Source organism: Sphaerisporangium sp. B11E5, from assembly GCF_039871875.1.
Lineage (GTDB): Bacteria > Actinomycetota > Actinomycetes > Streptosporangiales > Streptosporangiaceae > Sphaerisporangium.
The window spans coordinates 69,321-92,528 of record NZ_JBDPMD010000037.1 but is presented as its reverse complement, the minus strand read 5'-3'; the positions used below and the strand labels follow the sequence as shown (position 1 = coordinate 92,528).

Sequence of the window (23,208 nt, the reverse complement as noted above, 5' to 3'; positions counted from 1 at the left end):
CCCCCGACTACGGCTCCGCCCCCGCCCCCGACTACGGCTCCGCCCCCGACTACCGCGTCCCCCCGGACTACGGCACCTCCGGATACGGCCCCGGTCACGGCCCCACCCCCGGTCACGGCCCTGGTCACGGCCCCGCCGGCGGGCACGGCTCTCCCCCCGGCTACGCCGCGCCCGAGTACCCGCCCGCCGCCGAGTACGGCGGCCCCCGCTACCCGGACAGCGCCGTCCCGCGGGAGAACATGATCGTCAACGACGCCCTGCCGTACGAGGCCCCGCGCCCCGCCGACCCCTCCTACCCGCCCCGCGTCCCCCCGCAGGCCGCGGTGGATCCCGCCGACCCCCTCGGCCTGGGTGCCATGGCACCCCCGTCCGACTCCACCGACCCCCAGCTCTCCCGCCCGTACGTCCACGAGCCGATGTACAGCACCGGCGAGCGCGTCCGCCCCGAGGACCAGCCGCGTCACGCCGACGACCGCGCCTATCACCGGGACAGGTCCCGCGACTGGTGACCGGGGGAGGGCGTTCGTCAGGTAATAGAGGGACATATTCTGGCGGGCGATGAATATCTCTACGGCGCTCCAGTTGCTGGGGTTGGGTGCTGGGGCGGTCGCGGTGGCCGGGGTGGCCCGATGGCGGGGGTGGTCGGCGCCTCTGCTGCTGGTGACGGCGGGCCTGGCGGCGTCCTATGTGATGTCCACGTTCTTCCCCGACGCCCCCCGGTACGCGCTCGATCCTGAGATCGTGCTGCTGGTGTTCCTGCCGCCGCTGCTGTACTCGGCGGCGCTGGAGAGCAGCTATCTGCGCCTGCGGGACGTGAGCCGGTCGGTCGGCCTGTTGTCGGTCGGGCTGGTGTTGTTCAGCGCGGCCGTGGTGGCCGTGCTGGTGCGGCTCCTGGTGCCGGACATGCCGCTGGCGGCGGCGTTCGCGCTCGGGGCGATCGTGGCGCCGCCGGACGCGGTGGCGGCGGTGGCGGTGGCCCGGAGGTTCGGGCTGCCGCGCAAGGTGATCACGATCTTGGTGGGGGAGAGCCTCTTCAACGACGCCACCGCCCTCACGGCGTACCGGGTGGCGGTGGCCGCGGCGGCGGGGGAGGGGATCACGCTGCTCGCGGGGGCGGGGCGGTTCCTGTACGCGGCGGGGGCGGGCCTGGTCATCGGGTACGTGCTCGCGCGACTGCTGGGCCGCATGTTCGACCGGGTGCGCGACCCGCTGATCACCAACACGCTGTCCCTGCTGCTGCCGTTCGCGGCGTACCTGGCGGCCGAGGCGGTGCACGCGTCCGGTGTGCTCTCGGTGGTGGTGGTCGGCGTCCTCCTCGGGCACCGGATGAACCGCGTCAACTACGGCACGCGCCTGGTGTCGTACTCGATGTGGAAGGTGATCGACTTCTTCCTGGAGGTCGTCGTCTTCCTGCTGATCGGCCTGCAACTGCCGCTGATCCTGCAGGGCCTCGGCGGCGAGAACCCCTGGCGCCTCGCCGGGTACGCCCTCGCGGTGTTCGCCGCGGTGGTGCTGGCCCGTTTCGCCTGGACGGTGGCCACCACCTACCTGCCGCGGCTGTCGCGCAAGGTCCGCGAGAGCCAGCCGAAGCACATGATGACGCACGTCACGGTGATCAGCTGGGCCGGCATGCGGGGCGTGGTGTCGCTGGCCGCCGCGTTCGCGCTGCCGGACGACTTCCCGTACCGCGACCTGCTGCTCTTCCTCACCTTCGTCGTCGTGATCGCGACCCTGCTGGTGCAGGGCCTGACCTTCCCCTTGATCATCCGCTGGCTCGGTGTCTCCGGTGACCAGGACGTCTACCGCGACAACCTGTCGGAGGCCGCCGCGCAGCAGGCCGCGGCGACCGCGGCGCTGGCCCGGCTGGACGAGCTGACCCGCGACGGAGTGCTGGAGACCCACGCCGAGGTGGTGGACCGGCTGCGCAGCCTGGCGGAGCGCCGCGCGATGGGGGCGTGGGAGCGCCTCGGCGGCGGCGTCGGCCAGGACGGCGAGGAGACGCCGAGCGCCGTGTACCGCAGGCTGCGCCGCGCCATGCTGGAGGCCGAGCGGGACGTGCTGGTGCGCATGCGCGACGAGCGGCGCATCGACGACGAGGTGCTGCGACGGGTCACCCGTGAGCTGGACTACGAGGAGGCGACCCTGGCCCGCGAGTAAGGCCGGAGCATGGGGGACCGCGCGGCGGAGCGGTGTTGGATAGGGTCCAAGTCATGCGATCCCTCCCCCGTGCCGCTTTCGCCGCATCCGCTGTCGCCGCCGTCATCCTCGTCTCCGGGTGCAGCACACTGGACAAGGCGCAGGCCTGCATCGAGGCCAACAAGGTCATCACCGACACGGCGGCCAAGGTCAGCAGCCTGGTCAACGACCCCGAGGCGATGGAGAAGGCGCTGAACGACGGCGCCGCGAAGATGAACGACGTGGCGGAGAAGGCGGGGAACACCACGCTGAACCAGGCGCTGCAGAACCTCGCCGACAGCCTCAACAAGCTGGACGTGAACAGCGCCGCCGAGGCCGCGCAGGCGGCCCAGAAGGTCGCGACCGACACCGCCCAGGCGCTGCGGGCCATCGCGGAGGAGTGCACCTGACCTGCGGGTACCCCGATTTCTCTAGGGGGAATGCCCGCCAATTAGCGTTGCCGCCATGGACGAGGAACGCGAACCAGATCCCCGCTTCACCCTGGCCAACGAACGCACGTTCCTCACCTGGCTGAGCACCTCGCTGGCCCTGAGCGCCGCGGGCGTCGCCATGGCGGCCGTGCCGCGCGACGTGTTCGTGCCGTGGGTGCGCCTGGCGGTGGCCGTGGTGCTGGCGCTGCTCGCCACGCTCGCGGCGGCGCTCGCCTACCCCCGGTGGCGGCAGGTGCAGATCGCGCTGCGCCGCCGCGCGCCCATCCCGGCGCTGGCCCTGGCGCCGGTGTTCGGGTACGGGGTCGCGGTGGTGGCGGCGCTGGCGCTGGTGCTCATCGTGGTGGCCGGATGACGACGGACCCCGCGGCGGGGCTGCATCGCGAGCGCACGCTGCTGGCGTGGATCAGGACCGGGGTCGCGCTGGCGGCCGGCGGGCTGCTCGCCGCGGGCGCGGCCGGGCGGCGCTTCCACGACGGGCGCGCGGCGGCGCCGTTCGTGCTGGCCGCGCTGTGCGGGGCCGTGCTGCTGGTCCGGGCGGGCCTGCGCCACCGCCGCGCCGAGCGTGCGCACGGCGCGCCGCCGGACGTCCGCCCCGACGCGTTCGTCGCCTGGCTCGGCACGCTCGCGGTCGCGGCAGGCGCCCTCGTGCTCGCGCTGCTGCCCGGTTAGCCCTCGGCGGGGTCCTCGCCGGAGCCGAGGGCGACGGTGGTGGCGACCTCCTCGGCCCGCTCGGCCTCCTCGGCGGCGAAACGCTCGGCGTCGAGCTTCTCGGCGATCTCCTCGTCCTGGCGCATGAGGGCGTCGAGGTTCTGGCCCGCCATGTCGAGCACGCCCATGTCGGCGTAGGCCTTCTGGAGGCGCTCGCTCCACAGCCCGATGTCCTTGACGCAGGGCACGATGCGGCTGAACAGCAGCGAGCGGAAGAGCTGGAAGTACTGCGACTCGTCGGTGGCCGTCAGGGCTTCCTGGACCTCCTGGGGGGAGAGACCGAGGTTCTCCCACTGCTCGACGCCGCGCAGGCGGTCGCGCATGAGGTAGCAGCCCTCGATGACGAAGTCCTCGCGCTCGCGGCGCTCGGCGTCGGTGAGGTTCTTGTAGTAGTCGCGCAGGGCCATGCGGCCGAACGCGACGTGACGGGCCTCGTCCTGCATGACGTAGGCGAGGATCTGCTTGGGCAGCGGCTTGTTGGTGATGTCGCGCATCACGCCGAACGCGGCCAGCGCGAGACCTTCGATGAGCACCTGCATGCCGAGGTAGGGCATGTCCCACCGCGAGTCCCGCAGCGTGTCGTCCAGCAGGGACTTCAGCGAGGGGTTGATCGGGTACGCGATGCCGATCTTCTCCTTGATGAAGCGCGCGTACGTCTCGGCGTGCCGGGCCTCGTCCATGGTCTGCGTGGCGGCGTAGAACTTGGAGTCCAGGTCGGGGACGGACTCCACGATGCGCGCCGAGCAGATCATGGCCCCCTGCTCACCGTGCAGGAACTGCGAGAACTGCCAGGACGCGCCGTGCCGCCTGACCTCCTTGCGCTGCTGGTCGCTCATGCGGTGCCACAGCGGGGTGTTGTAGATGGCGATGGCCTGGTCGGGGATGCCGAGCACGTCGTACGGGTCGACCTCGATGCCCCAGTCGATGCGTTTGACCGAGTCCCACTGCTTGTCCTTGCCCTTCTGGTACAGGGCGAGCATGCGGTCCCGGCCGTCGTCGTACTCCCACGTGAAGCGGGAGGCGCCGGCCATCTCCACGTCCCAGGTGGAGAGCTCGGCGGGGATGGTGTAGAGCTCATGGGTCGACACGATGGCCTCCATCAGGACGTACACGTACACCGTACGTACTCTTGGAGAGTGACACGTACGCTGTACGTACGTCAATCGGCCAGGAGAGAATGACCTCATGCCGCCCCTTTCCCGAGCCCGGATCGTCAGCGCCGCCATCGACCTGATCGAGCGGGAAGGCGCCGACGCGATCTCCATGCGCCGGATCGCGGCCGGGCTCGGCGTCGGCGTGATGTCGCTGTACAACCACGTCCCCAACAAGGCCGCGCTGCTGGACGCGGTGGCCGAGACGGTGTTGTCGCAACTGGCCTTCACCGACGACCCCGGCGCGCACTGGACCGAGCGGGTGCGCATCCAGGCGCGGGCGTTCCGGCAGATCGCCCACCACTACCCGCGGTCCACCATGGTCGTGGTGAGCCGGCATCTGCAGTCGACGGCGGGGCTGCTGCCGGTGGAACGGGCGCTCGCCACGCTGCGGGAGGCGGGGTTCGACGCGCAGGACGCGGTGCACATCCTGCGCACGTTCATCGCGTTCATCGTGGGGTCGCTGCTGCGCGAGGTGGGGGTGACGCCGACGTTCGCGCCCACGCTGCGTGCGGAGGCGCCCGGCGTCGAGGTGGACCCGCTGCTGTTCCCCGAGGTGGGGGCCATGGCGGGGTTCTTCGCGTCCTACGACCACGAGGAGACGTTCGAGTACGGGCTCGACCTGCTCGTCAAGGCGATCGCGGTGCGGCTGGAGGAGCGCAGGGGCGCCCGGGGGTGACCCGGGCGCCCTCGCGTCCTCGTCTCAGTACCAGTTGTGCGACCGGAAATGGCCCCAGGCGCCGCACGGGTTGCCGTAGCGGCCCTTGATGTACTTCAGCCCCCACCGGATCTGGGTGGTGGGGTTGACGCGCCAGTCGTGCCCGACGCCGTGCATCTTGTCGCCCGGCAGCGCCTGCGGGATGCCGTAGGCCCCTGAGGACGGGTTCTGCGCGCGGTGGTTCCAGTTGCTCTCCCTGGTCCACAGGCTGTCCAGGCACCGGAACTGCGCCATCGGCCAGGCCCGCTGGGCGACCAGCCGGTAGGCGATCACCTTGTTCCTGCCCTGAGGCGCCCGCGCGAGCTTGCGGACGTGGCGCTGCGCGACGGCCGCCTTGACGGTCGTCGCGGCCTTGGCGACCTGTGCGGCCTTGGTGGCCTTCGTGGCCTTGGTGGCTTTCGCGGCCTTCACAGCCTTCACAGCCTTCGCCGTCTTGGCGGCCTTCGCGGTCTTGGCGGTCTTGGCGGTCGCGGTGGCCTTGGCGGCTTTCGCCGTGCCGGCCGCGGCGGTCGCCGCCTTCGCCGTCTTCCCGTTCTTCGCCGTCCTCGCGACCTCGGCGGTCGTGGCGCCCTTCGCGGTGACGGTCTTCGCCCGGGCCTTCGCGGTCGTGGGCCGGGCCGCGACGGTCTGTGCGGTCCTCTCCGTCCCGGACGCGGCGGCCGCCTTCTTCGCGGTGCTGACGGCGGGCTCGGCGGCCGCCCTCTTCGCGGTCCTCGGCATCGTGGTGCCGGTGGCGGCGCTCGCGGCGCGGGCGCTCGTGGGCCCGGTGCGCGCGGGAGCGGTTCTCGCCGCCGCGGTGTCCTGTGTTCGCGTGGACCCGGGCGTGGTGGCCGGGGCCTTCGCCGGTGTGGCGCTCTGGGCCCGCGCCGTCCTCGCCCTGCGCGGTGCCGCGGCGACGGGACGGGTGGCCGGTGCCCCGGCGGACGCCGGGGCGGGGGCCGCGGGTGGCGCGGCCTGGAGCCTGAGGCCGGCCCTCATGCCGATCGGCGGGCCGGTGTGGTCGAACGCCGTCCCCGGGCCGGCGAACGCCTCCGGGGCGGCGCCGTCGGGAAGGGCGATGGTCGCGAGGCCGGTTATGAGCGGCTCGGCCGGTCCGGTGACGGTTTCCGCGTCGTCAGCCCCGGTCAGGGCCTCGGCCGTGCTGGCCCCCCCGTGCAGGGCGGCGGCAGTGATCACGACCACTACTGCGCTGCGGAAAGCGCGGGTTCTCTCCAAATCGGTCCTATTCGTCGGGTCGCGTGCGGAGACGCGGCCGCTGCGAGAGCGGCCGATCACATCCCTGCGCGCATGGCTCGCGCACCGGGAGTCCGCGTGGCCGATCCGGAATCTGGAGAGGCACGTTTCCTGTGCCCCCCGGACGGCGCCGCGACGGGTCCTAGGCCGGTTTCTAACGGCGTCCCGCCCCGGCCGCCCCCTCCGGGGACACGCCGCGGACACTTGTTTGCGATCACGGCGGCACATCTCTGCCGTCCCGCGAGGCCACGTTGGCCCGCCTCGTACGCGACATGATCGCCCGCTGGCGAAGAAATCTGGTGACCTTGACGTTTGCGCGGCACATGCCGGAAAAATCAGCCACTACGCGTCCGTGCCCCCGGCGCGTCGAACCCCCCGGCGCCCCGCTCAGCGGGGACCTGGGTCAGCGGCGGGGGGCGCAGCTTCCCCGGATGATGAGTTCCGTGGGGAGGGTCACGGTGCGGGGCCGGCGGGTCTCCCTCAGGACCAGTTCGGCGGCGCGGTAGCCCATGTCCTGAGGGGGCTGGGAGATGACGGTGAGCGGGGGGGAGCACAGCTCGGCCCAGGGCACGTCGTCGAACATGATCAAGGAGACGTCCCTCGGGACGCGCAGGTCCAGTTCCCGTGCGGCGAGGAGGGCCACCTCGCCGAGCATGTTGCCTCCGGCCAGAACCGCCGTGAGGTCGGGGCGGTGCTGGAACAGGCCCGAGGCGGCGGCGTAGGCGGAGTCCCGGGTGGCGTGGGCACGGGCGATCAGTTCCTCGTCCGCCCGCATGCCGAGCGAGGCCAGGGCGTCGCGGAAGGCGCGGACGCGCTGGCTCTGGCCGTGGCGGGCGAGGAAGGCGATGCGGCGGTGGCCGAGGCCGATGAGGTACTCGACGGCCACGCGGACGCCGGTGCGGTCGTCGGCCACCACGGTGGGGACGTCGTCGCGGCCCTCGGCACGGCGTTCCACGAAGACGACGCCGAGGCCGGCGCGGAAGGCGGGCCCCCACATCTCGCCGTCGCCGCAGGGGACGGCGACCACGCGTTCCACGCTCTGCTCGAGGAGGGAGCCGATCAGCTCGGCCTCGCGCTCGGGGTCGTCGCCGGTGGTGCCGATCATCACGGGCTCGCCGGCGGACTGGGCGCACGCCAGCACGCCGTCGGCGAGGCGGCTGTAGAAGGCGTCGGTGATGTCGGGCAGCAGCAGCCCGATGCCCCCGGTGTGGCGGCGGCGCAGGTTGCGGCCGAGCGCGCTCGGGCGGTAGTCGAGCCGGGCGGCGGCGGCCAGCACGCGTTCCCTGGTCGCGGCGCTCGCCGACCCGTTGCCGGACAGTACGCGGGACGCGGTGGCCACGCCCACGTCCGCCGCCTCGGCCACGTCCTTGATCGTCGTGCGTCGTCGCCCGCTCGGGTTCATGGAAACGATTCCATCATGTTTTCCACCGCGAGGCCAGCACGTGAGCGTGAGCTGAGGAGTGTGAAGAGCCACTATTTCGCAGGGGCTTGACAGGGATGTCCGGTTCCGGTGAGATTCATGAAAACGTATCCATTCCGGCGGCGAAACCGGACGCACGAAGGACTGTCATGGCATCAATCGTTCTCCGCAACGTTGACAAGATCTATGCGGGCGGTGTGAAAGCCGTGAACGGCCTGAACCTGGATATCCAGGATGGCGAGTTCATGGTCCTGGTCGGCCCCTCCGGGTGCGGCAAGTCGACCGCGCTCCGCATGATCGCCGGTCTGGAGGACATCAGCGGCGGTGAGATCTCCATCGGGGACCGCGTGGTCAACCACCTCCCGCCGAAGGACCGCGACATCGCGATGGTCTTCCAGAACTACGCGCTGTACCCGCACATGACGGTCGAGGAGAACCTCGCGTTCGGCCTCAAGCTCCGCAAGATGCCGAAGGCCGAGATCGCCAAGCGCGTTCAGGAGGCCGCCAAGATGCTCGGCCTCGACCAGTACCTCAAGCGCAAGCCCGCCGCCCTCTCCGGTGGCCAGCGCCAGCGTGTCGCCATGGGCCGCGCCATCGTGCGTGAGCCGCAGGCCTTCCTCATGGACGAGCCGCTGTCCAACCTCGACGCCAAGCTGCGTGTGTCGATGCGCGCCTCGCTCAACCAGATGCACGAGCGCCTCGGCGTCACCACCGTCTACGTCACGCACGACCAGGTCGAGGCCATGACCCTCGGCGACCGGGTCTGCGTGCTGCGCGATGGCGTGCTGCAGCAGGTCGACACCCCGCAGAACCTCTTCGAGAACCCGGTGAACCTCTTCGTCGCCGGCTTCATGGGCTCGCCGTCCATGAACCTCGTCACCGCCGAGCTGGTCCGCTCGGACGCGGGCCCCGCCGTGTCCTTCGCCGGCTACACCCTGCCGGTGCCGGACTCGACGTTCACCGAGAAGCCCGGCCTCGACCAGTACCTCGGCAAGAAGATCATCCTCGGCATCCGCCCCTCGGACTTCGAGGACTCCGGGTCCGCCAACGGCCACTCCGGCGGCTGGGCCCGCATCCCGGCCCGCGCGGAGGTCACCGAGGAGCTGGGCAGCGAGATCAACGTGCTGTTCCTCATCGACGCCCCGCCGGTCGAGCACCGCGACACCGTGGCCGCCGCCGACCACGGCGAGGACGAGGAGGCCGCGCTCCCGCTGGTCGGCGACAAGTCGCTGTGGACGGCCCGCGTGAACGCCCGCAGCCACGTGCGCCCCGGGCAGAACATCGAGCTGGTCGTGGACACCCACAACTTCCACTTCTTCGACACCGACTCCGGCCTGTCCATCGGCCACCCGGCGAACGTGGCGCGCTGACGCCCGCGAGACTCACCTTCCCCGAAGAGGCCCCCGCCGCGAACCCCCTCCCGCGGCGGGGGCTTCTCTTCGTCCAGTTCGGGCAGAAAGCAAGCGATCTTTCAGCAAAGGCCGTGCGCTGTGACGGTCTTCCTCGATGAGTGACGGCTACAAAAGATCACGTCGACTTCGATTTCCGGGCGAGGTTCTCAACGGCTCGGATCGTCGCCCATCGGGGAGTACTGAATGGCTGGCAAATATTACGCGGTACCTGTTCTACTGACCGTGACCGTCGCGGGCGCCATGACGACGTCCGCCGCGGCGAACGCCGGAGCCGGGCCTCTGCCGCAGGCGGCCCATGCCCCGGCATGGCAGGCGCAGCCCGACACGCAGCCGCCGACCGCGCCCACCAACCTCACGCTGACCGAGTCGCCCCCGGACGTGATCACGCTGACCTGGAGCGCGTCCACGGACCTGCCGGCGTACCCGCCGGGACCGGGCGTGGTGGCGTACGAGATCTACGCCTCCACCTCGCCGTGGCGTCTCGTCGGCGTGGTCCCGGCGACCCAGCTCACCTGGACCGACCGCCGCGCGCCGGAGATCACCATCTCCTACCACGTCAAGGCGCGGGACGCCGCCGGCAACGTGTCGGGGCCGAGCAACATCGTCACCCGCCCCGGTCGGCCCAAGCCGACGCCGACGGCGACGGTGACGGAGGACCCCGACGTCCGCCCGGTGATGGACAAGCACATCGACAAGGACGTGCGGTTCGACGACAAGGGCGGCGGCGGCCACTCGCGCGGCGAGGACGAGATCATCAAGGCCGACAGGTTCTTCGTGCACGAGGAGTCCGACGACGGCCACGGCCATCACGGCGGCGGCGGTCACCACGACTCCTACGGCGGTCACGGCGGTCACGGCGGTGACTACGGCGACGACGAGGCCGGGGCCTACGCCGACGACGGCGGTCACGGCGGTCACGGTGACCGCGGGCACGCCGAGGGCCGTCCCGAGGAGTCCCACAAGGTGTCCGGCGCTCTGCCGTTCACCGGCGCCCCCGTCGCGGCCCTGGCCGGGATCGGCGGCGTGCTGCTGGCGGCCGGCGCGGCCGGTGCCGTCGTCTCCATCCGCCGTCGCCGGTCGGCGGAAGCCCGCTAGCGACCGACGGTCGTGTCACGGAGCCGGCGCCGCCGGCGTACCCTGCGGACCGGTCTGCTCGTCCTCGCGGTGACACTCGTCGCGGGGGCGGGCTGGCCGGTCCATCTCGGTCTCAGCGCGCGTGACCACCTGGAGGCGGCCCGCCGGTCGCTGACCCACCTGCGCGCGGTGATCAGCGCGCGGGACGCCGGGCGGGTCACCGTGGCGCTGGCCGAGGCCAGGTACCACACCACCGAGGCCCGGCGCCTCACCGGCGGCCCCACCTGGTCGCTGCTCACGTACCTGCCGCTGGTGGGGGACGGCGCGGCCACCGTGCGCGGCCTCGCCGCGTCCGCCGCGGAGGTCACCGACACGATGACCGCTGTGCTGCGGGCCGTGACGCCGCTCACCGCGGCCGAACCCGGCTCCGCCGCCGGCACACGGCGCGCTCTCGCCGACATCCGGGCGGCGGCGCCGGTCCTGGAGCAGGCCGCCGGGAGACTCGGCCGGGCGTACGCCCTGCTGGCCGCGACGCCGGCGCGCACCGGCTCGGGGCGGGTGGACGAGGCGAGGACCACGGCGCTGCGCGAGGTGGACCGCCTGCGGGGCCTGGTGTCCGCCGCGGCCACCGCGGCCGCCCTGATGCCGCCGATGCTCGGCCTGGACGGCACCCGCCGCTACTTCCTCGGCTTCCAGACCAACGCCGAGGCACGCGGCACCGGCGGGCTGGTCGGCGCGTTCGGCGTGCTCAAGGCCAGCGGCGGCAAGCTCACCATCGAGCGCCTCAGCGCCAACAACGGCCTGGTCGGCACCGACACCCCGGTCACCGACCACGGGCCCGAGTTCCGCGCCAGGTACGGCCTGCACGCGGCGCGCCTGCTGTCGGTCTCCAACCTCTCCCCGCACTTCCCCTACGCCGCCTCGACCTGGACCGCGCTGTACGAGCGCCAGACCGGGCGGCGGCTGGACGGCGCCGTCGCGATCGACCCGGTCGCCCTGTCCTACCTGCTCGGCCTGATCGGCCCGGTGACGCTGCCCGGCGGCGAGCGGGTGGGCGCGGAGAACGTCGTCGAGCTCACCGAGCGCACCGCCTACGAACGTTTCCCCGACCCCGTGGCCCGCAAGCGTTTCCTGCTCGGCATCGCCGAGGCGGTCCGCGCCGCGCTGCCGAAGACGTTCTTCGACCCCGCCCGGCTGCTGCCGGTGGCCAAGCCCATGGTGGAGGAACGGCGGGTGCAGATCTGGAGCCGCCGGCCCGCCGAGCAGCGCCGCCTGGCCGCCACGCCGCTCGGCGGGGTGCTGCCGCGCGACCCCGGCCCGTTCGCGGCGCTGGTGGTGAACAACTCCGGCGGCAACAAGCTCGACTACTACCTCGGCCGTTCGCTGGACTACGAGCTCGGCCCGTGCCGGGACGGGCGGCGCGACTCGACCGTGCGCATCCGCCTGACCAACGACGTGCCGCGGGACCGGCTGCCGTCCTACGTCACCGCCGCCCCGGCCGGCCAGGAGACCGGCCGGGCGGCGCACCGGTTGTGGGTGTCGCTGTACGCCGGGGTCGGCGCGCGGATGAAGGCGGTGCGGGTGGACGGCACGGCCACGGCGGTGCTGCGCGAGACCGAGCGCTCCCACCCGGTGTACTCCACCGTGCTGGAGTTCCGTCCCCGCCAGTCCAGGACCCTGGAGTTCGACTTCGCCGAGCCCGCCACCGCGGCCCCGCCCCGCGTGCCGGTGCAGCCCCTGGCCCGCCCCCAGCAGACCCGCGTCGCCGACGACCGCGCGGGTTGCGGCCCCTGAGCGGCGGGCTTTCTCCTCCGTTACCTGGACGGATATCCCATACCACCGGAAATCCCAAAGAGGGCGCGTCGTGTCCCGCGGGCCGGTGCGGCGGCCTCTACTCTTACCGGCATGTGGGGTGTGACGGAGAGCGCCGAGGACGCCACGGGTGACGCGGCGAGTGCCCCCTTCCGGGTGCTGTTCGTGTGCACCGGCAACATCTGCCGCTCGCCGATGGCCGAGTGGCTGCTGCGCGCCGCGCTGACGCCGTGGGCGGCGATGCGTGTCGAGAGCGCGGGCACCCACGCCGCACCGGGGTCGCCGATGAGCCCCAAGGCGCTGCGGGTGCTGCGCCAGGCCGGGGTGACCGTCGAGGGGTTCGCGGCGCGGCGGCTCACCGCCCGCATGATCGCCGAGGCGGACCTGGTCCTCACGGCCGAGCGCGCCCACCGCGCGTGGGTGGTCTCCATGAACCCGCGGGCCGCGGGCGTCACCTTCACCATCGTGGAGTACGGGACGCTGGTCGCCGCCGTGCCGCCGTCCACGCCCGCCGCGCACGGCGACGCGGTGGACCGCGCGCGGGCGCTCACCGCCGCGGCGCGCGGGCTGCGCGGGCTGGTCCGGGTGGACCAGCCCGACCTGCGCGACCCCTACGGGCGCTCGGCCCGTGCCTACCGGGTGGCCGCCCGGCGTGTCCAGGACGCGCTGGCGGCCCCCATCGAGGTGCTGACCGCGCCGGTCAGACGCCCACCAGCGGTGCCCGCCGGTTCTTGACGTCCGCCTCGTACCCGGCGTCGTCGCCGTACCCGTAGATCTTGGACGACTTCGGCGGCACGAAGTTCAGCACCGTGCCCACCAGGCGCGCGTTGACCGACGCCAGCAGCTCACCGGCCCGTACGACGTTCTCCCTGCGGGTCTTGCCGAACCGCGTGACGAACAGCACATCGTCGCAGCTCGTCGCGAGCGCCGCGGCGTCGGTGACCGGCAGCAGCGGCGAGGTGTCGATGATCACCAGGTCGTAGAGGCCGGTGAGCCGCTTCACCAGCGCCCGCATGGCCTGCGAGGCGAGCAGTTCGCTGGGGTTGACCGGGATCTGCCCGCTCGGCAGCACGGCGAGCTCGTGCTCGCCCCACACCTGCGTGACGTCGGCGAGCTCGGCCTCCCCGATGAGCACGTCGGTGAGCCCGGCCACGCCCTCGATGCCGAGGTAGGTCGCCACCCGCGGGCGCCGCAGGTCGGCGTCCACCAGGATGACCCGCCATTTGGCCTGCGAGAACGCGATCGCCAGGTTGGCCGCGACCGAGGTCTTGCCCTCCTCGGGCAGGCAGCTCGTGACGACCAGGGACCGCGGCTGCCGGTCCACGTCGATGAACTGCAGGTTGGTGCGCAGCACCCGGAACGCCTCGGCGCGCGAGGAGCGGCTGCCGTGCCGCAGGATCAGCGGCTGGCGCCTGGCGTCCCTCTCGAACCCGATGACGCCGAGCGCCGGGACCTTGGCCAGCTCCTGGAGGGTCTCGGTGGTCTTCACCGTGGTGTCCAGCAGGTCGCGCACCACCAGCCACGCGCCGGTGACGAGCAGGGCGATGAGGACGGCGAGCGCGGTGTTCAGCGCCGGCCGCGGCGCGACAGGGGACTCCGGCACGGCCGCGTGGTCCACGACGGTGACCTTGACGGTCGCCGGGCCCCCCTCGGTGGGCCGTTCGATCTGGTCGATCAGGGCGGTGAACTTCGTCGCCAGGGCGTTGGCCAGCCGCGCGGCGCGTACCGGGTCGCGGTCGGTGACGGTGGCGCGCAGGATCACCGTCTCGGGCAGCGACTCGGCGCTGACGCTGGACCCCAGGCGCCGCAGCTCGTCCTGGTCCCTGCTGACCAGCCGCAGCACCCGGTGGCTGGTCAGCAGGCTGGCGTACGACTTCACCCGCTGCTGCGACAGCAGCACGGCCTGGTAGGCCGTGGCGGTGCTGGCGTCCTTGTCGTGCGCGGACACCAGCATGGACACCGTGGCCGCGTAGGTGGGAGGCGTGGAGGCCGTCACGGCGAGCGAGGCGCCCACCGCGAGCACGAGCATGACCGGGAAGATCTTCCAGTTCTTCCGCGCGAGTCTGACGTAATAGAGAAGGTCCACCGGATCACGGCCGCCTTTCGTGGATTCGCGCCGGGCCGGCCGACCGGCCCCGCGGGTAGACGTGCACTTTCTGGAAGAGCCCGACGAGGACCGGCGCCGCGGTCGCCACGACGATCGCCGCGGCGATCGGGGAGGCCATGCCCACCGCGACCAGCAGGCCGATGGTGCCGGTGAGGGCCGCGCAGGCGGCCAGCGCCAGGGCGGTCACGCGGGGGCTCAGGCCGAGCCGCCGCAGCCGGTGCGACAGGTGGTCGCGCCCGCCGCTCAGGACCGGCCGCCCCGCCCGGTGGCGCGCCACGACGACCACCGCGGTGTCCACGGCCGCGACGAACGCCGGCAGGAGCAGCCCGGACGCCGTCACGGCGAGGCCCTCGCCCTCGATCAGCAGCACGGTGCAGCAGGCCAGCGTGAACCCCACGAACAGCGACCCCGCGTCCCCCATGAAGATCTTCGCCGGGGCCCAGTTGTGCGGCAGGAAGCCGAGTGACGCGCAGGCCAGCGTGGTGAGCAGCAGCCCGGCTGTCGGGTGCCCGGTGAGGAACGCGGTCATGGCGAGCAGGCCCGCGGTGACCACGGTGACCGATCCGAGGGCGCCGTCCATGTTGTCGAGCAGGTTGTAGGAGTTGGTGATCACGACGATCCACGCCACCGTCAGCGGCACGTCCGGCCAGCCGCCGGTCAGCGGCACCTGCACCCCGCACAGCACCACTGCCGTCGCGGCGGGGATCTCGACGGCGAGACGGCTGAGCGGTGAAAGGGACCTGATGTCGTCGATGAGGCCGAGCAGCCCCACCACGAGGGCCGCCACGGCGACGGCCGTCATCGGCCGGTCGCCCGGGCCGGACGGCCAGCCGGGCAGCAGGCACCACAGCGCGGCGGCCGGGAGCATCGTGCCGAGCGCGATCGCGACGCCGCCGAGGTAGGGCGTGGGGCGGGCGTGGGCCTTGTAGCCGCTCGGCCGGTCGACCAGGCCGGCGCGCAGCGCGAGCCGTCCCATGCCGCGGGTGGCCACCGCGCTCAGCAGCCACCCCGACGCCGCCGCGGCCAGGACGGCGGAGCCGGTCACCGCCGCGCCGCCGTCAGGTCGGCCCGCGCCTCGGCGATGGTCTCGGCGAGGATGTCGTCCAGCGTGAACCGCGGCCGCCACCCGGTCAGCGCGCGCAGCTTGGTGGTGTCGGGCACCCGCCGGGCCATGTCCTCGAACCCCTCCTCGTACGCCTCGTCGTACGGGATGAGCTCGATGCCCGAGGTGGAGCCGCTCACGTCGATGATCAGCTTGGCGAGCTCCAGGATGCTGACCTCGCGCCCGACACCCACGTTGAACGTGCCGCCCACCGCGCCCTCGTGGTCCAGCAGCGCCAGCAGCGCCCCGACCACGTCGGTCACGTGCGCGAAGCAGCGTGTCTGGTCGCCGGTGCCGAAGACGGTGAGCGGCTGCCCCGCCACGGCCTGCCGCACCAGGCGCGGGATCACCATGCCGTACGCCGGGCTCTGCCGCGGGCCCACGGTGTTGAACAGCCGCACGACGATCGTCGGCAGATCGCGTTCCTTGTGGTAGGCGTTGGCCAGGATCTCGTCCACGGCCTTGGCGGTGCTGTACGCCCACCGCACCACCGCGGGGCTGCCGAGGATGCGGTCGGACGTCTCGGAGAGCGGCCCGGAGGAGTTCTTGCCGTAGATCTCGCTGGTGCTGGTGATGAGGATCTTGCGGCGGTAGCGGTGCGCGGCCTCGATGACGATCTCCGAGCCGCGGATGTTGGTGGTGAGCGAACGCAGCGGCTGCCGCACGATCAGCTTGACGCCCACCGCGGCGGCCAGGTGCACGACCACGTCGCACTGGTGGACCAGCTCGTCCACCATCAGCTCGTCCAGCACCGACCCCTGCACGAACCGCAGCCGCGGGTGGCAGGCGACGTGGTCGAGGTTGGCCGCGCGGCCGGTCGAAAGGTTGTCCAATATCACGACGGAGTCGCCGCGGGCGAGCAGGGCGTCGGTCAGATGGGACCCGATGAACCCGCTCCCTCCCGTGATCAGGTATCGGCGCCCGATTTCGTGGGTCACGGAACTCTCCTCGTAGGTTGGGCATGGCTGGATGGCGTGCGGCCGCGGGCCCGCGGGGCGTCAGCCCGGGGCGCCGAGCGGGGCCGTGGCGAACCATTCCGCGGTCGCGCGCAGTCCCTCCTCCAGGGGGACCGGCCGCACGCCGGGGAACAGGCCGAGCAGCCGCCGGGGAGAGGCGCGGGACTCGCGGATGTCGCCGGTCCGCGGCGGCAGGAACTCGGTGCCGAGCGGGCGGCCGAGCACCCGGCCGAGCAGGCCGGCCAGCTCGATCAGGGTCACCCGGGTGCCGAACGCGAGGTTGACCGGCCCCGTGCTGGTGACGCGGCGCGACACCGCGTCCGCGAGGACGGCGGCGACCGAGCCCACGTAGGTGAAGTCCCTGGCCTGGGTGCCGTCCCCGTGGATCGGCAGCGGCTCGCCGGCGACGGCCCTGGCGAGGAACACCGGGATGACGGCGGCGTAGGGGTGCCCGGCCGCCTGCAGCGGGCCGTACACGTTGAAGAAGCGGAAGGCCAGCACGGGCAGCCCGTAGCTGCTCGCGTACGCCAGCGTGTACGACTCGGCGGCGAGCTTGCTCGCGCCGTAGGGGCTGAGCGGGCGGGCCGGCAGGTCCTCGCTCTTGTGCGGCACGGCGATGTCGCCGTACACCGAGGACGACGAGGCGCAGATGACGTGCGGACGGGTGCCGGGGACCGCCCGGCACGCCTCGAGGACGTTGAGCGTGCCGGTGGCGTTCACCGTGTGGGAGGCCATCGGGTCGCGCACGGAGCGGGGGACCGAGGGGCGGGCCGCGAGATGCACCACGGCGCCCGCGCGGGACACCAGGTGGCCGAGCAGCTCCCGGTCCAGGATGCTGCCCTCGACGAGCCGCGCCGGGACGCCGTCCAGGTTGGCCGCGGACCCGGTGCTCAGGTCGTCGAGCGCCGTGACGTGGTCGACGTCCGGCCGGGCGGCGAGGGCACGGCACAGGTTGGCGCCGATGAACCCGGCGCCGCCGGTCACGAGGACCCTCATCGCACCCCACCGTCCGTCGAGGCGCGGCGGGCGGGCGGGTCGCGCAGCGAGCGGTACAGGGCCTCGGTGTCGGCGACCAGGCGCCGCACGCCGAACGACGACGCCGTCCACTCCCGGGCCGCGTCGCCCATGCGGCGGGCCAGGGCCGGGTCCGCCAGCAGCCGTCCCGTGCGCTCGGCCAGCTCGGCGGCGTCCGGCGGGGCCAGCAGCCCGGTCTCGCCGTGCCGCACCACCTCGGCGACGCTGCCCACCTCGGTGGCGACCACCGGCGTGCCGGCCATGCCGGCCTCGACGAGCGTCAGCGGGGTGCCCTCGTTGTCGGAGGTCAGCAGCACGACGTCCGCGGCGGCGTACACCGTCTCCACGTCGTCGCGCCAGCCGAGGAAGTCGAAGGAGCCGCGCTCCCGCGCCACCCGCCGTTCCAGGTCCTCGCGCAGCTCGCCCCCGCCGCAGACCAGGAACCGGCACGCGGGGAACCGCCGCAGCAGGATGTGCGCGGTGTCCGCCAGCCGGTCGGGCCGCTTGACCTGGGTGAGCCGCCCCACGAACGCCACCACGGGCACGTCGCCCGGCAGGCCGAGGGCCGCGCGGGCGTCCTCCCGCGAGGGCGCGGGGGCGGGGTCGACGCCGGGCGGGATGACGACGTACTGCTCGGGCCTGCCGATCCCGGCGGCCAGCAGTTCGTCGCGCACCCGCGTGCCGACGGTGACCAGCCGGTGCGTCACCGGCGCGAGCAGCCGCTCTGTCGCGGTGTAGGCGGCCCGCGCGGCCGGGGAGAAGTACCCGTGCAGCAGGTGGCCGTGGTAGACGTGCGCCCGTCCCGCTCCGACGCGGGACAGCGCCGCCGCGAGCCGGCCGAGCACCCCGGCCTTGCTGGTGCGGGTGTGCACGACATGTGGCCGGAACTCCCGCATCTCCCGCACGAGGAACGCCAGGGCCCGCGGGTCGCCGCCCGCGCTGACCGCGCGGTGCAGGCCGGGCACGTACCGCACCGGGAGGTCCGCGTCCCGCAGCCGGTCGCTCTCCCCCTCGCCGACACTCCCGGTGTAGAGCCGGTGGTCGAAGGCGTCGCGGTCCAGCCCGCGGTACAGTCCCATGACCTGCGTGGCCGGGCCGCCGACGTTCATCCGCGCGATGATCTCCATGACACGGATGCGGCGGTTCGCATTCATACGAACTCCTGGGCGACGGGGTGTTTCACGTCGGAGAAGCTAGCCCGGGACCCGATACGTTCCTCAGAGGCGTCCCGCCGCGACGGCGAAATGTTTCCCTACTGCCTACCCCTTGATGAGGAACGGGCGTACCGCGCGGGGCCGGTGCGGTGGCAGCCTTTCCCTGGGTCACCCGCACCGCGGGTGACCTCGTATAACGTGCTGTTCACATGATCGCGGACTCCCCTTGGCGCGACGGTGACCAGAAGCGGAGAGGGAGAGGTCATGACGGACGACGGCGCGGTGGACGTGGCGTTCATCGGCGGCACCGGTCGCAGCGGGAGCACCCTGATCTCCCGGGTGCTCGGCGCGGTCCCGGGGTTCTGCGCCGTGGGGGAGCTGTTCCACGTGTGGGACCACGGGGTGCGGCGCGACGAGCTGTGCGGGTGCGGGGTGCGGTTCGGCGCCTGTCCCTTCTGGACCCGCGTCGGCGCGGAGGCGTTCGGAGGCTGGGACCAGGTGGACGTCGCCGAGGTCCTGGGCCTGCACCGCGGCGTGGCGCGGGTGCGCCACCTGCCGCTGCTCGGCGCGCCGCGGCTGGTGCCGTCCTTCGCGCGGCGGCTGGAACGCTACACCTCGATCATGGGCCGGCTGTACCAGGGGGTGCGGGCGGCGAGCGGGTGCGGCGTCGTGGTGGACTCCTCCAAGGTGCCCGGTTCGGCGTACACCGCGTGGCGGGTGCCCGGTATCGATGTCCGCATGATCCACCTGGTGCGGTCCAGCTACGGCGTGTGCTACTCCCTGACCAAGGAGCTGCCGAACCCCGACTACCGTCACGACCTCATGCCGCGCCAGTCGCCGGCCCGCAGCGCGCTGGAGTGGTCGGGGTTCAACCTGTCGCTGGACGTGCTCGGTGTGCTCGGGGTGCCGGCCATGCTGCTGCGGTACGAGGACTTCGTGGCGCAGCCGCGGGCGCAACTGGACCGGATGCTCGAGTTCCTCGGCCGGCGGGCCGACCCCGCGGCGCTGGCGTTCCTCGGTGACGACCGGGTGGAGCTGCGGCGCACCCACCTCATCGCGGGCAACCCGATGCGGTCCAGGTCCGGCCCCGAGCCGCTGGTGGCGGACGAGGAGTGGCGGTCGCGGCTGCCCCGCCGGTCCAAGTGGCTGGTCGGAGCCATCACCGCCACCGGTCTGGCCAGGTACGGCTACTCCTTGCCCTATGCCGGATCCCGGCGCATGACCCCGGTATGACCTGGACTCGCCGATCCATCCCTCAACGTGGACGAGATCACCACGGGTGCTCTTCACTCGTGACGACCGCCGGGGAACGCCCCGGCGCGGGGGAAGCGATGTGGGGGACGGATGAGTGGTCACGTCATCGTGCTCGATGACGACGAGGAGACCGGGCGGCGGCTGAAGTACTACTCGCGCGCCGCCGACGTCGCGTACTGGACGGAGCTGTGGCGCGCGGGGGAGTGGCGCTACGACCGCGCTCTGGAGGGCCACCTGCCGCACCACCTGCGGGCCACGTTCAGCAGGTACGTGCCGCCGGGGGCCCGGGTGCTCGAGGCCGGGGCGGGGCGCGGCCACTTCACCGTCGCCGCGCACGCCCGGGGTTACCGTGCCGAGGGCCTGGACTGGTCGGCCGAGACCATCGCGGAGTTGCGGCGCCGCTTCCCCGAGATCCCTTGGCACGTCGGCGACGTGCGCAAGCTGGAGTTCGCGGACCAGTCCTTCGACGCGGTGTACTCACCCGGCGTGTGCGAGCACTTCGAGGAGGGCCCCAGCCAGATCTTGCTGGAGACCTACCGGGTGCTGCGGCCGGGCGGGGTGGCCGTCGTCGTCACGCCGTGCTTCAACCGGTGGATGCGGGCCCGGCCGCACCTGTTCGCCGCCGACGGGCGGCCGGCCGGGGATTTCTACCAGTTCGCGTTCAGCCCCGAGGGCATGGCGGCGCTGCTGCGCCGGCTCGGCTTCGAGGTGGTGCGGATCCGGCTGTACGACACCGTGGACACCATGATCAAGTTCGCGGGGTGGCGGGTGCCGCGGCGGGCGGTGAAACCCCTGGCGATCATGGACTACCTGCCTGTGCTCCGCACATGGGGCCGGTGCTGCGTCTGGGTGGCCCGGCGGCCCTGACCTGCCGCGACACGCGGTGATCTTCGAGGCGATCACTCCGCGTACCTGATCGTTTCACTCTGTTACCTTGCCTGAGGCAGGAGGGGGAATCCCGGCATGACGACGGTGGCCGAGCCGCGGCCGAAGCTGGTCTACGTGATACCGCATCTCTCCGAGCACGAGAGCGAGCACTTCGCGCACATCCCCGCGCTGCTCGCCGAGCTCGGCAAGCGGGTCGAGGTGGCCGCCGTCGTCGAGCGCGGCAGCCCGCCGCCGCGGCTGGACGGCGTGCGGCTGCTGGTCCGCGTACGGGGCGCCGGCCGCCTGGCGCGGGTGCTCGGCACCCTGCGCGCGGTGCGGCGCTGCGCCGCGGCGGGCCACCACACCTACTTCCTGCGCTACTCCCGGCTGTTCCTCGCCGTGCTGGTGCTCACCCGGCCGTTCTACCGGCACCGCATCCTGCTGTGGCGCAGCGGCATCAGCGACGTCGCGCCGCCCGAGGCCGGGCGCACGCCCGCGCGCGTGCTGAACGACCTGCTCAACTGGCTGCTGCTGCGCTTCGTGCACCGGTTCGTCACCGGCCCCGAGTCCATGGTCGCCTACATGTCCCGGCGCTGGCGTGTGCCGCCGCGCAAGATGGCCCTGCTGTACAACGACGTGGACACCGGCCGCTTCGCCCCCCTGCCCTCCGACGGGCGGCGCAAGGCGCGGGCCGACCTCGGGTGGGCCGAGGACGAGTTCGTGATCCTCTTCGTGCACCGGCTGTCGTACCGCAAGGGCGCGCGGCTGCTCGGCCCGTTGTTCCGGCGGCTCGTCGCCCGGGTCGACGTGCCGGTGCGGCTCGTCGTGGTGGGCGACGGCCCCGACCGCCCGGACGTCGAGCAGGCCGCCCGCGCGCCGGAACTGCGCGGCCGCATGCTGGTGGTCGGCGCGCTGCCCAACCGCGAGCTGCCGCGCATGTACGCGGCGGCGGACTGCCTGCTCATGCCGAGCCTGGAGGAGGGCTTCCCCCGGGTGATCGTCGAGGCGATGGCCGCCGCCCTCCCCGTGGTGGCCACCGACGCCGGCGGCTCCGCCGACGTGATCGGCCCCGACTACCCCTACATCTCCCGCGTGGGCGACACCGCCGCACTGCTGCGCCACCTGGAGGCCATGATCGCCCTCCCGGCCTCCGCCCGCGCCGAGCTCGGGGAGCGCCTGAGGGCCAGGGCGAACGAACGGTACACACCGGCCCGCGCCGCCGAGATGCTCCGGGGCCTGCTGTGACCGTGCACACATCACCGGCGGGCACCGTGCCGCCCATGGCCGCGGGGAGCCGCCCGACGGCGGGCGCCGTGCCGTCCGTGAGCGTGGGGACCCGGGCGGAGGGTGTGGTGCCGTCCGTGAGCGTGGGGACCTGGGCGGAGGGTGTGGTGCCGTCCGTGAGCGTGGGGACCCGGGCGGGGGGTGCCGTGCCGCGTGGGGTGTCCGTGCTGGTCGTCGGGTCCCACCCGCTGGCCGACGACGACGCCAACCTCACCGTCGCGCGCGGCCTCGCCGAGCGGCTCGGCGGCCGGTACGAGTTCGTGGTGCCGCGCGGCCCCTCGGAGCCGGCGCGGCTGGACCTGCACCCGGTGCACGTCCACCGGGTGCGGGCCGGTGGACGCCTCGACTACCTGATGGCCGCGCGGCGGGCCGTGGACGACGTCACCGCCGGGACCTGGCAGGTGCTCATGTCGAGCAACCCGCTGGCCGCCATGGTCATCGAGAGCACCAGGGCCAGGCGCGCCCGGCCGCACATCTTCCACATCCAGGGCGAGATCGTGCGCCCCGGCCCCGAGTACGGTGGCCCGGCCAAGCGGCTCGCCCTCGCCGCCGTCACCCGCCTGGGGGTGCGCCGCGCCTCGGGCGTGCGTGTGGTCAGCGAGAGCCTGCGCGCCGCCGTCGAGCCCCGGGCCGCCTGCCCCGTGGCCGTCATCGGCAGCCGCGTCGACACCCGCCTGTTCCACCCCGGCGCCGGCACCCCCGGCGCCCCCCAGGTGGACGCCGTCATGGTCGGCGGCCTGGAGGACGTCAAGAACCACATCACCGTGGTGCGCGCCTGGCCCGACGTCGCGGCACTGGTGCCCGGCGCCCGCCTGCTGATCGTCGGCGAGGGCCGCCGCCGCGACCGCCTGGAGGCCGAGGCCGCCGCCCTCGGCGTGCGCCACCTGGTGGAGTTCCGCGGCCGGGTACCGCACACACTGGTCCCCGCCGTCCTCACCTCGGCCCGCCTCCTGATCCACCCGTCCTGGTCCGAGGGCCAGCCCCGCGCCGTCCTGGAGGGCATGGCCTGCGGCCTCCCGGTGGTGTGCAGCGACATCCCCGCCCACCGCGAGATCGTCCCCCCGAGAGCCGGCCGCCTGGTCCCCCCGTCCGACCCCCACGGCTTCGCCGAGACCGTCGCCAAGGTCCTGGGCACCCCCGACGCCGCCGCCGAGATGGGCCTCCACGGCCGCACGCTGGTCACCCGCCACCACGACCAGGTGAAAGGCCTGGACCGCTACGCGGACTTCATCAGGGCCGTCGCGGCAAGCCATCGAGGGACGCACGGCCGATGACGGTTCAGCGAGCCGGCCACCGGGCACCGCCGGGGCCGGGG

20 protein-coding genes and 2 pseudogenes are annotated in these 23,208 nt (G+C 73.1%); 14 read left to right on the top strand and 8 right to left on the bottom strand.

Features of this window, described 5'->3' with window-relative positions; genetic code table 11:
* From ABGB17_RS27760 to ABGB17_RS27740, 5 genes and pseudogenes are all read left to right on the top strand, one after another.
* Positions 1–509 (top strand): annotated as a pseudogene (locus tag ABGB17_RS27760) (hypothetical protein); the annotation flags it as partial.
* A gap of 49 nt (positions 510–558) precedes the next feature.
* Entirely contained in the window at positions 559–2,157 is a 1,599-nt protein-coding gene (locus ABGB17_RS27755) for a Na+/H+ antiporter (RefSeq protein ID WP_347634675.1), read from the top strand.
* Positions 2,158–2,210: 53 nt separating this feature from the next.
* On the top strand, positions 2,211–2,585 hold the full coding sequence (locus tag ABGB17_RS27750) for a hypothetical protein (protein WP_347634673.1): 375 nt from the start codon (positions 2,211–2,213) through the stop codon (positions 2,583–2,585).
* A 55-nt stretch (positions 2,586–2,640) separates the two neighbouring features.
* Positions 2,641–2,979: a DUF202 domain-containing protein gene (locus tag ABGB17_RS27745; RefSeq protein WP_347634671.1), complete on the top strand. Its 339-nt coding sequence runs from the start codon at positions 2,641–2,643 to the stop codon at positions 2,977–2,979.
* Positions 2,976–3,296 carry a DUF202 domain-containing protein gene (locus ABGB17_RS27740; protein ID WP_347634669.1) on the top strand — a complete coding sequence of 107 codons (321 nt, stop codon included), beginning with the start codon at positions 2,976–2,978 and terminating at the stop codon, positions 3,294–3,296. The genes ABGB17_RS27745 and ABGB17_RS27740 overlap by 4 nt, the downstream gene beginning before the upstream one ends.
* Here the strand turns inward: ABGB17_RS27740 and ABGB17_RS27735 are convergent.
* Positions 3,293–4,423: a ferritin-like domain-containing protein gene (locus ABGB17_RS27735; RefSeq protein WP_347634679.1), complete on the bottom strand. Its 1,131-nt coding sequence runs from the start codon at positions 4,421–4,423 to the stop codon at positions 3,293–3,295. The genes ABGB17_RS27740 and ABGB17_RS27735 overlap by 4 nt on opposite strands.
* Positions 4,424–4,520: 97 nt before the next feature.
* On the opposite strand from ABGB17_RS27735, the gene ABGB17_RS27730 reads away from it, so the two are divergent.
* Entirely contained in the window at positions 4,521–5,165 is a 645-nt protein-coding gene (locus ABGB17_RS27730) for a TetR/AcrR family transcriptional regulator C-terminal domain-containing protein (RefSeq protein WP_347634667.1), read from the top strand.
* A gap of 24 nt (positions 5,166–5,189) precedes the next feature.
* Here ABGB17_RS27730 and ABGB17_RS27725 read toward each other — a convergent pair.
* Positions 5,190–5,432, bottom strand: a pseudogene (locus tag ABGB17_RS27725) (transglycosylase SLT domain-containing protein); the annotation flags it as partial.
* Positions 5,433–6,840: 1,408 nt separating this feature from the next.
* Positions 6,841–7,839 carry a LacI family DNA-binding transcriptional regulator gene (locus ABGB17_RS27720; protein ID WP_347634665.1) on the bottom strand — a complete coding sequence of 333 codons (999 nt, stop codon included), beginning with the start codon at positions 7,837–7,839 and terminating at the stop codon, positions 6,841–6,843.
* Positions 7,840–8,006: 167 nt separating this feature from the next.
* Here ABGB17_RS27720 and ugpC point away from each other — a divergent pair, with 167 nt between their 5' ends.
* From ugpC to ABGB17_RS27700, 4 genes are all read left to right on the top strand, one after another.
* Entirely contained in the window at positions 8,007–9,227 is a 1,221-nt protein-coding gene (gene ugpC / locus ABGB17_RS27715; protein WP_347634663.1) for a sn-glycerol-3-phosphate ABC transporter ATP-binding protein UgpC, read from the top strand.
* Between the two features lie 225 nt (positions 9,228–9,452).
* Positions 9,453–10,364 (top strand): fibronectin type III domain-containing protein, encoded by a 912-nt coding sequence (locus ABGB17_RS27710; RefSeq protein WP_347634661.1) that lies wholly within the window; start codon positions 9,453–9,455, stop codon positions 10,362–10,364.
* Between the two features lie 12 nt (positions 10,365–10,376).
* Positions 10,377–12,137 (top strand): DUF4012 domain-containing protein, encoded by a 1,761-nt coding sequence (locus ABGB17_RS27705; protein WP_347634659.1) that lies wholly within the window; start codon positions 10,377–10,379, stop codon positions 12,135–12,137.
* A gap of 111 nt (positions 12,138–12,248) precedes the next feature.
* Positions 12,249–12,890 (top strand): hypothetical protein, encoded by a 642-nt coding sequence (locus tag ABGB17_RS27700; protein WP_347634657.1) that lies wholly within the window; start codon positions 12,249–12,251, stop codon positions 12,888–12,890.
* Here the strand turns inward: ABGB17_RS27700 and ABGB17_RS27695 are convergent.
* From ABGB17_RS27695 to ABGB17_RS27675, 5 genes are read right to left on the bottom strand one after another with little or no spacing between them, the layout of a single operon-like run.
* Positions 12,856–14,241, bottom strand: coding sequence for a polysaccharide biosynthesis tyrosine autokinase (locus ABGB17_RS27695; protein WP_347634655.1), 1,386 nt, complete (start codon positions 14,239–14,241; stop codon positions 12,856–12,858). The two genes, ABGB17_RS27700 and ABGB17_RS27695, sit on opposite strands and share 35 nt — an antisense overlap.
* 4 nt (positions 14,242–14,245) lie before the next feature.
* Positions 14,246–15,307, bottom strand: a complete 1,062-nt coding sequence (locus tag ABGB17_RS27690) for an MraY family glycosyltransferase (RefSeq protein ID WP_347634653.1) — start codon at positions 15,305–15,307, stop codon at positions 14,246–14,248.
* On the bottom strand, positions 15,304–16,302 hold the full coding sequence (locus ABGB17_RS27685) for a GDP-mannose 4,6-dehydratase (protein WP_347634651.1): 999 nt from the start codon (positions 16,300–16,302) through the stop codon (positions 15,304–15,306). The genes ABGB17_RS27690 and ABGB17_RS27685 overlap by 4 nt, the downstream gene beginning before the upstream one ends.
* Before the next feature lie 60 nt (positions 16,303–16,362).
* Positions 16,363–17,316 (bottom strand): NAD-dependent epimerase/dehydratase family protein, encoded by a 954-nt coding sequence (locus ABGB17_RS27680; protein WP_347634649.1) that lies wholly within the window; start codon positions 17,314–17,316, stop codon positions 16,363–16,365.
* Positions 17,313–18,488 carry a glycosyltransferase gene (locus tag ABGB17_RS27675; protein WP_347634647.1) on the bottom strand — a complete coding sequence of 392 codons (1,176 nt, stop codon included), beginning with the start codon at positions 18,486–18,488 and terminating at the stop codon, positions 17,313–17,315. The genes ABGB17_RS27680 and ABGB17_RS27675 overlap by 4 nt, the downstream gene beginning before the upstream one ends.
* Before the next feature lie 264 nt (positions 18,489–18,752).
* Here ABGB17_RS27675 and ABGB17_RS27670 point away from each other — a divergent pair, with 264 nt between their 5' ends.
* The 4 genes from ABGB17_RS27670 to ABGB17_RS27655 all read left to right on the top strand — a co-directional run bounded on the left by ABGB17_RS27670 (position 18,753) and on the right by ABGB17_RS27655 (position 23,167).
* Positions 18,753–19,721, top strand: coding sequence for a sulfotransferase (locus tag ABGB17_RS27670; RefSeq protein WP_347634645.1), 969 nt, complete (start codon positions 18,753–18,755; stop codon positions 19,719–19,721).
* Between the two features lie 111 nt (positions 19,722–19,832).
* Positions 19,833–20,609: a class I SAM-dependent methyltransferase gene (locus ABGB17_RS27665; RefSeq protein ID WP_347634643.1), complete on the top strand. Its 777-nt coding sequence runs from the start codon at positions 19,833–19,835 to the stop codon at positions 20,607–20,609.
* Between the two features lie 96 nt (positions 20,610–20,705).
* On the top strand, positions 20,706–21,854 hold the full coding sequence (locus ABGB17_RS27660; protein ID WP_347634641.1) for a glycosyltransferase family 4 protein: 1,149 nt from the start codon (positions 20,706–20,708) through the stop codon (positions 21,852–21,854).
* Positions 21,855–21,856: 2 nt separating this feature from the next.
* A complete protein-coding gene (locus tag ABGB17_RS27655) occupies positions 21,857–23,167 on the top strand; it encodes a glycosyltransferase family 4 protein (RefSeq protein WP_347634639.1) in 1,311 nt (436 codons plus the stop codon).
* The last annotated feature ends 41 nt before the right edge of the window (positions 23,168–23,208 follow it).